The organism is Catenovulum sp. SX2, assembly GCF_052056295.1.
GTDB lineage: Bacteria > Pseudomonadota > Gammaproteobacteria > Enterobacterales > Alteromonadaceae > Catenovulum.
In genome coordinates this window covers 119,756-132,220 of sequence record NZ_CP182493.1, presented here as the reverse complement: position 1 = coordinate 132,220, position 12,465 = coordinate 119,756, and the positions used below count along the sequence as shown (strand labels likewise).

Annotated in this window: 8 protein-coding genes and 1 pseudogene; all 9 read right to left on the bottom strand. The window is 38.6% G+C overall.

Annotation, left to right across the window (positions count from 1 at the left end):
• Positions 1–7 precede the first annotated feature (7 nt).
• The 9 genes and pseudogenes from ACMZOO_RS00595 to ACMZOO_RS00555 all read right to left on the bottom strand — a co-directional run bounded on the left by ACMZOO_RS00595 (position 8) and on the right by ACMZOO_RS00555 (position 12,362).
• Entirely contained in the window at positions 8–2,461 is a 2,454-nt protein-coding gene (locus tag ACMZOO_RS00595; RefSeq protein ID WP_440904740.1) for a glycoside hydrolase family 95 protein, read from the bottom strand.
• Positions 2,462–2,774: 313 nt separating this feature from the next.
• Positions 2,775–4,295 carry a cellulase family glycosylhydrolase gene (locus tag ACMZOO_RS00590; RefSeq protein ID WP_440904738.1) on the bottom strand — a complete coding sequence of 507 codons (1,521 nt, stop codon included), beginning with the start codon at positions 4,293–4,295 and terminating at the stop codon, positions 2,775–2,777.
• 126 nt (positions 4,296–4,421) lie between these two features.
• Positions 4,422–5,276, bottom strand: coding sequence for a hypothetical protein (locus ACMZOO_RS00585; RefSeq protein ID WP_440904736.1), 855 nt, complete (start codon positions 5,274–5,276; stop codon positions 4,422–4,424).
• A 401-nt stretch (positions 5,277–5,677) separates the two neighbouring features.
• Entirely contained in the window at positions 5,678–6,688 is a 1,011-nt protein-coding gene (locus tag ACMZOO_RS00580; protein WP_440904735.1) for a DUF4340 domain-containing protein, read from the bottom strand.
• A 20-nt stretch (positions 6,689–6,708) separates the two neighbouring features.
• Positions 6,709–8,544 (bottom strand): GldG family protein, encoded by a 1,836-nt coding sequence (locus ACMZOO_RS00575; protein ID WP_440904734.1) that lies wholly within the window; start codon positions 8,542–8,544, stop codon positions 6,709–6,711.
• Positions 8,545–8,560: 16 nt separating this feature from the next.
• Positions 8,561–9,295, bottom strand: coding sequence for an ABC transporter permease subunit (locus ACMZOO_RS00570; RefSeq protein WP_440906320.1), 735 nt, complete (start codon positions 9,293–9,295; stop codon positions 8,561–8,563).
• Positions 9,292–10,218, bottom strand: coding sequence for an ABC transporter ATP-binding protein (locus tag ACMZOO_RS00565; protein WP_440904733.1), 927 nt, complete (start codon positions 10,216–10,218; stop codon positions 9,292–9,294). The genes ACMZOO_RS00570 and ACMZOO_RS00565 overlap by 4 nt, the downstream gene beginning before the upstream one ends.
• Before the next feature lie 170 nt (positions 10,219–10,388).
• Entirely contained in the window at positions 10,389–11,354 is a 966-nt protein-coding gene (locus ACMZOO_RS00560) for a diguanylate cyclase (RefSeq protein WP_440904732.1), read from the bottom strand.
• Positions 11,354–12,362 (bottom strand): annotated as a pseudogene (locus tag ACMZOO_RS00555) (response regulator). Before ACMZOO_RS00555 ends, ACMZOO_RS00560 begins: the two are co-directional and overlap by 1 nt.
• Between the last annotated feature and the right edge of the window lie 103 nt (positions 12,363–12,465).

Below are 12,465 nucleotides of genomic sequence, written 5' to 3'. Positions count from 1 at the left end.
TATCTAGTTATAGTTGGTTAATGTGAACCATGTTTGTGTTGTTGATGGTTATTGCTTGGCCGGCTTGTGCCGATACCTTTATTAGTGTTCCAAACTGATCTTGGGTAATTTTTGCTGGTGAGTTGCCACCCATCACAGCTAAATTATGTTTAGAGAGTTTGCTGCGTACTATTACAAGTCCTGTGTATTTTGGGGTGAGTTTAGCGCTAGCTAACTGCCCCTTGTTCCAACTGATATCCACTACTACATTGCCCCTAGCTTTTAGGCCGGACACTTGGCCCTGTTGCCAGTTTTTTGGGAGTGCTGGCAATAAGTGAATTTGGTTTACTTGGCTTTGCAATAGCATCTCTGTAATACCTGCTGTTGCGCCAAAATTTCCGTCTATTTGAAATGGTGGATGGTTATCCCACAAATTATCTAATGTGCTGTGTTTTAACTGTTCGCCAATTAATTTTTCAGCGCGATCACCATTGAATAAACGTGCCCAAAAGTTAATTTTCCAAGCTTTGCTCCAACCTGTACCACCGTCTCCACGCGCGTTTAAGCTAACTTCAGCAGCTTTGGCTAATGCAGGTGTGGTGATTGGTGAAATTTGATTGCTTGGATGCAGTGCATATAAATGTGATACATGGCGATGTTTTGATTGCATGTCGTCAAGATCGCTGCGCCATTCCATTAATTGTCCGTGTTTGCCAATTTTTAATCCCGGCTCTAGTTTATTAAGCGCTTGGTCTAGTTGGCTGATAAATTCTTGGTCGGCTAATTCTCGTGCAGCTAATTTAGTGTTGGATAATAACTCATAGATAATTTGCTGCGACATGGCAGCACCCAAAGTAAAGTCGCCGTGTTCAGGTGAATAGCTCGGGTTTACCACTAACGAATTTGTGCTTGTGTCTTTATATAAGTTGTCCAACCAAAACTGACTAGCAGATTTCATAATTGGGTACGCGGTATTTTGCAAAAAGTGATTATCTAAAGTGAACTGGTAATGTTCGTACAAGTGTTGGCAAATCCACGCCGCTGCTTCTGGTTGCCAAAATGCAGTTGGCCATTCAATTAAGCCGGTGAACCCCCAAATGTTGGTATTGAGTAATAAAGTCCAACCTTTTGAACCAAATAAAGCTTTTGCAGTTTGCTCACCCGGTTGTTGTAGGTTTTGCACAAAATCGAATAAAGGTTTGTTTAGCTCGTCCAAATTGGTTTGGTTTGCAAGCCAATAATTCATTTGCACATTGATATTAAAGTGATAGTCAGAATTCCACGGTGCATGTATATGGTTGTTCCAAGCACCTTGTAAATTAGCTGGCAATGAACCTGAGCGTGAAGAGGTAATTAATAAATAACGACCAAGCTGATAATAAAGCTCAGTTAACGAGCGGATTTGCGCTTGGTTTAACTCATTATTACGCAATTTAGTTAATAATTGATTTATCGGAAAATCGATCGGCTCGCCAGTTAAATCTAATTCAACTCGGTTAAATAATCCTTGATAATCAGTTAAATGATTTTGCCAAACTTTACTGTAATCTTGCGCTTGGTAATGTTTAACCTGGCGCTGTAGTTTTGCAGTCGCGGATTCCCCACGATAGTTTGGATAAACTGGTGCGTAGTTGGTCGCCGCATAAAAAGTTAGCCAAACTTCACTTGCGTTGTTTACCAATAGCTGATTATTTTGATTTTTACTAATTTCACCATCAGTAGAATAAAGGTTTACATTACCTGCGTATTCTAATGCGTTGTCGTTTAACTCGCCGGTGAAGATTAATGAATTACGCGTCGAGTTAGTGATTAACTTTTTATTAAAAGAACGGTTTTCGTCAACTTCTACATCAATAACTAGGTTTAACTGGTGTTTTTTGTCGCTTTGATAATGAACAACTAAAGCTTGATCTGGATATGAAACAAAGTACCTGCGCTTATAGTGTATACCTTGTGCATTAAAGTTAACTTGAGCTGCGGCTTGTTGCATATTTAAGCTACGTTGGTATTGGCTAAGCGACTCTTCTTCTAAATCGTTTTGTGGGCTGATAACTAAATCAGCAAACTTTTGAAAACTGCCATAGCCTGTATAATCACGCGCTATTTCGTCTGCAACTGCTTTTGGGGTCATGCGCCCTTTAGCAGCTAACGTATTTTGCAACTTCGCTAGCTTGGTTTGATATTCGCTGGCATTTGCTGGCAGACCATAATCATATCCTTGTACTGAGCCTGGGCCGCCCGTCCAAAGTGTTTTTTCGCTAATGATAATTCTGTCTTGATTAACGCCACCCATTACTGATGCGCCAATTGCACCATTGCCAATTGGCAAAGACTGGCTTTCCCAGTCTTGCGCTGCTTGATCGAAATAGTAGTTATGAGTTGGTTGAGCTTGCGATTGAAAAGTTGCAGTTGCTAATAATAAACCAACAGATGCGGTTAAAATCTGAAATTTATTAAAACTTAGCTTACGAAAACTTACCATATCACCCTCAAGAAAACATTTACATATTTAGTTAGCGTCTTACAAAGTCACTAAAAAGCACAATTTAATAGTATTCTGGTAAATATTTAATGCAACTTGTTAATAAGTTTTTAAGAATTTTTACAAATGCAAAAATAAAAAAAGTAAAAAATTATTAATTTTTATAGAAAAACAGCGGTTAATTAGGTGAAATTGAGCTAGTTTGAGGTATAAGAACTAAGTTTAAGATAACGTTTTCGAATAAGCTGTTATACAAATTGATAACAGCTTATGAAATTTACTTTTGTGCAATTTTGATTACATGCAGCTTACGTTAATTAGACGCGTTTACAATTGCATCGGCTATTTGATTGAATGGCCAATAATTGTTTGCTCTGTCGTACAAACGATAGTTATGTGCTGAGCCGCCTAATGCGTTGTTATCCCAAACGACGGTTGGAATGCCGTAGCTAGTTGCTTTTTGTACATAGTATTGCGCGTATGCAACTCTATCAGCTGTATTGCTTTTATCTACAGTACCCCACTCGCCCATAACCACAGGAATACCATTGGCGATGAATCTTTGGTTAAGCTGCTCGAAAACATAGTCAATTAAGCCTATCTCGTCTTGATTAAATACCGCATCACCACCGTCTGTCACTTCTTGTTCAGTAAAATAATATGGGAAATAACCATGAGTTGATATTGCTATAAAACTGTCGTTTGGAATTTCTATGTGTTGAGTTTGATCATTCCACGGGCTTGCTGCATACCCAGGCAACATGACTAACCGCGTGCTATTGTTGTAACCTGATGCGCGTATGGTAGATAGGATAACTTGATTAAACTCATTAATAATTTGGTAGTTTTCTAACTCACCAGACCATTCTAAATTGGTCCCTTTGTGCGCTCGCGGCTCGTTTAATGTTTCAAAAATTAGATATTGATTGTAGTGTTTAAAGCGTTCTGCGATTTGTTGCCATACAGCTTGTAGTTTAACTTTGGTTGCTTCTTTTGCGCTGCTAATTGGCTCTACCCACTCTTCGTGATGTAAATTAATGATCACGTATAAACCACTATCAATTGCATAATTGACGACTTGCTCTACTCGGTTCATCCAAGCTTCATCTATACTGTTGTCTGCCGCTATTTTCGATTGCCAAGTCACAGGAATGCGAATGGTTTTAAACCCTTTATCCGCGATAGCTTGGATCATATATTCTTGAGTTAATGGATTGCCCCAATTTGTTTCTCCACCAATCGCATCCAAGGTATTGCCCAAGTTCCAGCCGGCGCCCATTTGTTGAGTAACCGCCATGCCTGTGCGTATTTCGCCTGAATTAGCTACTACTTGAAGATTCCATAATTGACCGTCTGAATTAGCTAAGTCTACTACCTGAATATTGGCACCATTGCCAGTTGACAAGTTTTCAACGGCTAACGCTTTACCACTTAACATTGAAACCAACTTATAAAAACCATTACCTTGGTTTTGTAATTGCCATTGCTGGTTAATATTACCGTGTGTTGTGTACTGAATAACGTTTGCACCGCTCGCTTGATTATTCGCAGCGATATCTAACGACTTGCCACTATGTGCTGCGGAAATAATGTAGATATCGTCATTAACCTGTTGTAAATCCCATCTTTGATTCAAACCTGAGCCTAAATTCCATTGAATTATGTTGGCTGAATTGGCTTGGCTATAACCAGTCACATCTAAAGACTTGTTACTCAGTTTGTTAATTAATATATAGCGCCCATCTGGAAGGTTGGCGTTAGCTGTTAAGCTAAATGCACTAAATATCAAGAAAGTAGCCGAGACTAGCATTTTACTTAATTTGATTAATTTCATATTTTTACTCTATTTGTGTGTGTTGTTGGAGTAAAAATCATAGATACAAGATTCAGGGTTTTCTTTTATTAAAATTTACAAGCACGTTGATTTATTTGTTAATCAAATGTAACCGGAACTCATTTTTTAAAGTGGCAACCAATATTTTTTATCATCTACTGGTGTACCTTTTGGCAAGATGGGATTTTCCAAGCGAATGATACGAGATTTTTGCCACTGTTCTATCGGAAAAACTTTTGAAGTAATTGGGTGATTTTTAAAATACTGATCAAACTTACCTTCGGCAATCAATAACTCTAGTCCTTGAGTAAGGCGTTTGTGCAAGATTGGATTTTGTTTTGAGACAAAATAATACATGGGGAATGGGTAATAGATGATCAAATCAGTGTAAAAGATCAAGTTCGGATATAACACTTCTCTAGCTTTTACCTCACTTATGCCTTCGTAAATACCGCGCGGAAAATAATCACACCGGCCAATTGCGACTTGTTTAAACATACGTTCATAAACGGCATTTTTGTGAACCCTAATACCAGCATGTTCGAGAATATCTGTATCTGGCCAAGATAACCCTTGGCAAGCGGTTAGTTCCTTTAGTTGAGATAGATTTGATATTTTATCAAAGGTGGCAATAGAATCTTTCTGAATAATCGGCATTCTGTAGCCTAACAGGCCTTTGACCAATGGGATTGTTACAGGTAACAAGTCAGTATCCCGTTGATGCGATGTACCCGCCCAATAAACATCAACCAAATGACCAAGTTCTCGTAAAGCTCGACCTTGTGGCACGTCACCGGCGATAATAATATTCGCAGGGCCAAACTCAGCTTGGGTGCGTTCTACGGTTAATTCTAATAAACCTAAAAAATAGCTGTGGCTGGTATCAAACGAAGACTGTGGCGATACGATACGAATGTTTTCAGCGCTCATAGCTGTTAAGCTAAACATACAAATGACTAGCGGCATTAATAAAAATTTCATTCGCTGCGCCACAGTTTGTGAATCGAATAATTTAAGTGTAGTACAAGTATTCTGAACTCAGGATAACTAGAGCTAAATCAATATAAATAGCGATAATCAGCTGGAGATAAAAGCCATTTAGGCAAGGCAAGTTGGCACAGTCATAGTGGTTCTATATCAAGCCAACTTAACGCAGAATAAATGGCTTTTAGCCCAGCCTTTCAGGAGCCTCACAGACAGCCCACTTCTGTGTTGTATCATTTTGAAAGGTGCCTACATTCCTGCAATGATACGCCTTGAATTGAACTGTCTGTGATGGCTCTGATACTCGCAATTTATATTGATTTAGCTCTAAAGTGGAATTGAGATTAACAATTAAGTAACCAGCCGATGTGGCTGGTTACTCAATTGTTGAATTGATTTTATTCTGCTGGAGTTTGCTCAGTAATCGCCTGCAAAAACGAATCTAATGGTTTTAATACCAGCGAACTTTGGTAGCCTGCTAACACATATTGCCATTTAGGCTCAGTGCCGTTATCTACTAATAAGGTTGTTTGTTGTTCTTGCTCAAGTAGATATACAGTAACATTCTGGCCTTCCTTTAGCGTGATACTCAGTTGGGCTAACTCTGCTTTGTTTTGCCATAAGTCTGCATTGTACGCTTGCACATCTGCAAAATTTAAGTTGGCAATAGAAGTAACATGCGAATTTACAACGCCTGAGTATGTGAGTTCACGCTCTGCCGGTTTGTTTTCAAGGATAAACTCACCATCATTATCTTCAGTTGCTGCCTTGCTAATTGTCCAATTTAACTCGGTTTGTGTAGTTGAACTTGACTGTAGTTTTTCAATTTGAGCTGAACCAAAATCAAAGACTTTGCTGTTCAACCAGTCTGATGCGTCTGCTGGTACACTTACATATTGGTCTAATAACCAGCTTTGTTGTTGAGTTGCAAGACGTGCAAACTGCCCAGAACTAGTAGCATCACCTAAAATAAGTTTATGCTCAGTGTCTACAATTGTTAATACAACTAAATGGCCTGTACCTTCACTGTTGTTAGCATTATTGGTCATATCAGCTGGGTTAACTAAACCTAAACGAGCAAAATTTTCTGCTTTAGCTGTTTTGGCTTCAATGTTAGTTGCTGTTAACAGTTGGTTATACCATTTGGCTAAACTCTCAGTTTTTATTTGATAGCCAGCCGCGTTTTGCATTAACCAGTTATCTTCGACCAGTTGCGCATCAACAATCAGTTGATTGTCGGGCGAGTATATTTTAACTGCTGTAAGCTTAGCTTTGTTTTGCTGAACTTCACTCAACCAATGCTTGATTTCAGTCGATTGCTCGACGCTTGGTTGTTGTGATAAATATACAGTTGCAGCCATAACTATGGCTGCGGTTAAAGCTAAAAAGGTAATGATTCTATTTGTCATTGTTTACCTCCAATAATTGTTTAAGCAAGTTTTCTGCGCTTAAACAGCAAACTGAATAACCATAATAAAAAGGTCAAAACCAAAGGCGCAGCTATGATATTTACAAACTTGATTTGTGAACCAAGCAATTCGATATCTTGATTAAGCTGGTGCTGGACATCGCGCAAAGCTTTGCGAATAGATAACTTCTCTTTGATAAAATTATTAATCGCTTGCTCTTGCTCTGCAGTAATCACTAAAGCGCCGCCCTCACCTTGTTGGCTTTGTAGTTGGGTTAACTGAGCTTCAGTTTCTTGCAAACGCGCTTGCAACTGCTGTTCTTTTGATCTGAACTTAGCTTCTGCGGCGACTTCAATTTCTTTAACTTTGATAAACGGACGGGTGAATTTACCACGAGCACGAATGCTGATTAAATCGTGACTTCCGCCTAAGTTTTCGACCGCATTGGCAACTAAATCACCATTATTGGCAAAAGCTGAAGCAATTGTTTGGCCGAAGAAATTACTTTTTTGCACCCAAAATCTATCTGCTAACAAATCAGTATCAGCAATCACAATTATGTTTGCTTTACTACTGCGCGACTTATAGCCATTTTGTTGTTTACTCTGATCATATTTAAAACGCGAATTTACTTCACCGGTTAAGCGCAGGGCTAAATTGTATTGTTCACCACTTGCTTGGTAATTATTAAATAGCGCTTTGGGATCTTGCAAACTCGTGTAAATGGCAGCTGTGGTTAAGCCTGCTTCGCTGGTTGACGACATTAATGTTTGAACGTCAGCAGTTGCTTCTTGCTTAGCTTTTAACACACCAAAAGATGCACCATTAATGCTTTCTAACTGGTTGGTTACCGCATCGGTTTTATCTATTGTTTGGCTGGATAAACCTAAATAAGCTAAATGTTTACCAACACCACCTGAAGGCATTCTAATTTCAAGTGCTGACATTGCATCTAACACAACATCTTCAGCATTAAACTCAACTCCCCAAGCAGATAAAAACTCAGTTAAAGCTACACCAGAAGCCGCGGCCATTGGGTTCGCTGGTTGTTCTGCATGTGGGTCAACAAAAGCAAGCACACTACCATCGTTTACGACATATTGGTCAATGGCGTAAGCAAGTTCGTCAGAAAGCTCTGCAGGGTTAATTAACATTAATACGTCAGTATCTTCCGGTAAACTGGTTGCATCGGCATTGACCATTTCAACTTGATACATTTGTTGCAACTGCTCATAGAATACCCAAGGTTGTGGTCGTTGTTGCTGCATCATAGGGTTCATTGGCATTTGTGGTTCGCCAGCAATTGGCAAATCTGTGACTATGCTGATTTTAATTGAGTTAGGTTCAATTAAATTTTGCAGTAACTTACTGATGTCGTACTCTAAAAACTCTTCTTTGTTTGGATCAAAAAAGGCAATTATTTCTTGTGCATCTAATGCATTTCGGCCACCTAAACCAAAATATAAACTCTCACCTAATCCACCGACAGGCGCAGCGGTTAAACCAAACTCAGCGGCTTTATCTTCATTTTCTGAAAATGGCTCTGGATCGATGATATGTAGTTTAAGTTTGCCTTTGCTATAGAGTTGATATTCCTCTAACAGATTTTTCACCCGCTCTGCATAACTGCGTATTTGGGTTAGACCTTCTGAGGTTTTATCTGAGAAAAAGAAATATAAATGCACGGGTTCGTCAATTTTATCTAAAATATTTTTTGAACCTTGCGATAAGCTATAAACCTTATTTTCGGTTAAATCTAACCGATAAGGGTTTAAAAAGCTGTTGTTTAAATAGGTAACCGCCACAAATAAAACTAAGATAGCGGTTAAACCAACAGATAAACTCATTTTTTTCATTGGTATTTATCCTTTATTAGTCCGCTTTTTTATATTCAACAATTAAAAAACACGCCGTTAGCCAAGCAAACATGCTAACAACAAAATAAACGATATCAGTTAAGCTCAATACACCTTTGCTGATAGCTTCAAAGTGCAACATAAAGCTAAAAGACGCCACAGTATCCAACACCAAACTAGGTACAAAACCTTTGAGTGCGTTAAGTACAATAGGTGTGCCGCTTAGTACAAATGCGAAACAAACCACTACGGTTAAGATAAAGGCGATAATTTGGTTTTTACTCAGTGCCGACATACAGTGACCAACAGCTAAAAAAGCGCCTGCTAATAACCAGCCACCAAGATATGCGGCTAATATTGTCCCATTGTCCGGTTGGCCTAAATAATTAACTGTTAGCCATAGTGGAAAGGTTAATAACAGAGCTAAACCTAATACTAACCATGAAGCTAAAAATTTACCGACAACAGCTTGGCCTGTGGTAATTGGCAGTGTCATCAACAATTCAATTGAGCCGGATTTACGTTCTTCCGCCCAACTTTTCATCGCCATAGCTGGTACTAAAAACAAATACAACCAAGGTAAAAAATTAAAAAATGGCTGCAAGTCGGCTTGGCCGCGTTCAAATAAGTTACCAAAAAAGAAGGTAAACACGCCGCTTAGCATTAAAAACATAAAAATAAATACGTATGCAACTGGTGTTGCAAAAAAGCTTGAAAACTCGCGTTTAAAAATAACACCAACCATAATTATGCAGCCTCCTCTGTTGTTAAGCTTCTAAACACATCATCTAATTGGCCAACTTCGTTATACATAGCTTTTATGTGCCAACCTTGTAGATGAACCAAATCCATTATTTGTGGGAATAAACTTTCATATGATTCATGGCCAATAACTGAAATTGTATGTTGGTCACGCTCAACTATATCTGTCACACCAGGTGCTAGTTTAAGTTGTGAAATATCTGGTTTATCACCTTCAAACTCTATAGTCACTGCATTGTGGAATTTAGAGTTTTCTTGTAATTCTTTTGGCGTACCATCAAATACTTTTTTGCCACTTGCGATAATCACAGCTCTATTACAAACAGCAGTCACCTCTTCTAGGATATGCGTTGAGATGATAACAATTTTATCTTTAGATAAGTTTTGAATAAGTTTGCGAACTTGATGCTTTTGATTTGGATCTAAACCATCGGTTGGTTCGTCTAAAATCAAAATAAGTGGATCATGAATAATAGCTTGGGCTAAGCCAACTCGGCGTTTAAAACCTTTTGATAAGTTTTCAATTGGGCGATTGAGTACATCTTGCAGTTCTACTTTGTCAATCACGTCTTTAATGCGTTGTTTTTTATCCTTACCTTTAAAACCGCGAACTTGGGCAATAAAGTGTAAAAACTGCAGTACTGTCATATCGGCATAAGCTGGCGCACCTTCAGGTAAATAGCCGATTTTCCTTTTAATTTTCAATGGTGCTTTGCTTAACGTGTCGCCGTCAATAACGATTTCACCGCTGGTTGGTGGCAAAAAGCCAGTGAGCATTTTCATAGTAGTTGATTTACCCGCACCATTGGGCCCGAGAAACCCGACTATGTCGCCCGCTTTGACTTCCAGCTGTAAGCCGTCCACAGCTACAAAGTCACCAAAACGTTTTATTAGATTTTTAATTTGGATCATAAGCGCTTGCTCTCCATTATGTTTAGAGTTTATTAAACTCAAACAAGATATGAACTCACAAGGCTAATATCAAGGGATTATGTAGAAAAATAACGCGGATATTCAGACATATACCAAAGCGACTTGAATATAACCCCGCTAACTGGGTTATATTCGTGGTTTAGTGGGCGCTAAGATTTTTTGTAAATAGTTACAGTATTGCGGCCGCCTTCTTTGGATTGATATAGTGCATGGTCTGCTGCATCTATCCATTCATCCACGCTCTTAATATCATCATTTAATTCAGCAATACCCATGCTGACAGTATATTGAAAACTAGCATCTTGATAGTGCACAGTTGAAGCAGCTATATGCTCGCGTAATCTGTCGGCGAATATCTTGGCATTTTCCGCCGTAGTATCAACTAGTAACATAGTATATTCTTCACCACCGTAACGCCCTGCAATATCGGTTTCTCGCATATTCATAACCAATTGATCTGCTGTGTTTTTAATTGCTGCATCTCCAGCGGGGTGACCATAATTGTCGTTAACATGTTTAAAGTGGTCAATGTCGAACATCAATAAAGAGGTTGTTCGACCCGTGCGTTGGGTACGTTTAAACTCTTTTTCAGCACATTCTTGCCAATAACCTCGGTTATATAAACCAGTCAATCTATCTGTACGAGACAAACGTTTTAACTCGTCATTTACCGCTTTTAATTCAATTCGATTGACGGCTACATCGGTTACGTCATAAACGATAATACCAATGCGTTCAACAATACCGACAGATGAATCAAGTGGGATTATCGTAATGTTTTGATACATAAATTCAGCCGAACCCGTAATGGGTCGATAATTTTTGAATTTAAATAAAAAAGGACGTTGCTCCCAAGTGGTAAAGGCTCGGGTATTCAGTTGAAATACACATTCAGCTTTGTGTCTAAACCACTCTTCATTAATTTCTGGAAAAGTTTCAAACAATTGTTTGTCGCGAACTTCATATGGATGTAAGCCACTATGGCTTTCCATAAAGTTATTCCACAATTGAATGCGATATTCACGATCGAGTACAACTAGCCCTACGTCTAAGTTTTGTAGCATCGCCATGTAAGAATGGAATTCTTTGAAATTGTCAGACGAATTATCAGCCATCAATCTTCCAGTAAGTAGTTAACTTTTCTATTCAATACTTCTATTGCGTCTTCAGCAAACAAAAGCAACAAATCACAATTAATGTTGTAACCTTCAATTTTATAGTTGATTTCAATCGCCAATGTTTTAGTCCATCGGTAATTATTAGCAGCAACTAAATCATTTAAGTTTACATGCTGCCCCAACACAACCGGGTGTCCTTGGCTAAATCCAACATCAAGTTGTTCACCAACGCCGCGCAAACAAGCGCCGATTAAAATGTTGGCTACATCCATCAATAACTCTAATTCCAGCGATTTATCCGCAACGCCCCCATATTTTAGTAGGTCTGAAATATCATTAAAGCTGGTATCGTTAAATATTAATAAGGCTTCGCCCGATATTCCATTACCTATAAATCCCTGACAAACACCTGAAACCGTTTCTGAATTCTCGATACCACTTAATGCCATACGCAGTTCGTTAACCTCAATCAGGTTAACCACAGGTATAGGTAAAATAACTTTGACACCTAAAAGCCGAGCCAATAAATCAGCAGCTTGCCCCATGGCAACATTGCTAATTTCTTGGTAACAATCTCTTTGGTCTTCTGTTATGGATACATTCGCGGTTTGAGTCACAAATACTTTCTCTATTTTGGGGTTAAATCACACCGAATCGTTTCAGTACTTCTAATACTTTTTCTTTGGAAGCAGGCTTTTTTATAAACTCCATTGCTCCTAATCCCATAACTTCGGTATGCGCTTCTGGTTGAATATCACCAGATACAACAATCACCATAGCATTTAAGTCTTGCTGCTTTATTTGTGCCAGCGTGCCAAAGCCATCAAGTACAGGCATGGTTAAGTCTAAAAAAACTATTTCACCTTTGCCTTCTTTTATTGCTTGGATTGCCTCTTCACCATTACATGCAAAGCTGACTTCTACTTCCCAGCCTTCAGGCAAGGCTCGTGCCATCTGCTTTCGAGCAAAACTTGAGTCATCGCAAATTAAAACCGGTATAGCCATACTTTTGTTTCTTATTTAACTGATGAAAAATGGAAATTTATACAAATAGTGTTGGACACAAACGGCAATTAAGCAACTAAATTTTTACAACTTTTTGTTTAAG

Excerpts from the sequence above, each read along its gene's own strand:
- ACMZOO_RS00595 (WP_440904740.1), bottom strand. The coding sequence starts at position 2,461 with ATGGTAAGTTTTCGTAAGCTAAGTTTTAATAAATTTCAGATTTTAACC.
- ACMZOO_RS00590 (WP_440904738.1), bottom strand. The coding sequence starts at position 4,295 with ATGAAATTAATCAAATTAAGTAAAATGCTAGTCTCGGCTACTTTCTTG.
- ACMZOO_RS00585 (WP_440904736.1), bottom strand. The coding sequence starts at position 5,276 with ATGAAATTTTTATTAATGCCGCTAGTCATTTGTATGTTTAGCTTAACA.
- ACMZOO_RS00580 (WP_440904735.1), bottom strand. The coding sequence starts at position 6,688 with ATGACAAATAGAATCATTACCTTTTTAGCTTTAACCGCAGCCATAGTT.
- ACMZOO_RS00575 (WP_440904734.1), bottom strand. The coding sequence starts at position 8,544 with ATGAAAAAAATGAGTTTATCTGTTGGTTTAACCGCTATCTTAGTTTTA.
- ACMZOO_RS00565 (WP_440904733.1), bottom strand. The coding sequence starts at position 10,218 with ATGATCCAAATTAAAAATCTAATAAAACGTTTTGGTGACTTTGTAGCT.
- ACMZOO_RS00560 (WP_440904732.1), bottom strand. The coding sequence starts at position 11,354 with ATGGCTGATAATTCGTCTGACAATTTCAAAGAATTCCATTCTTACATG.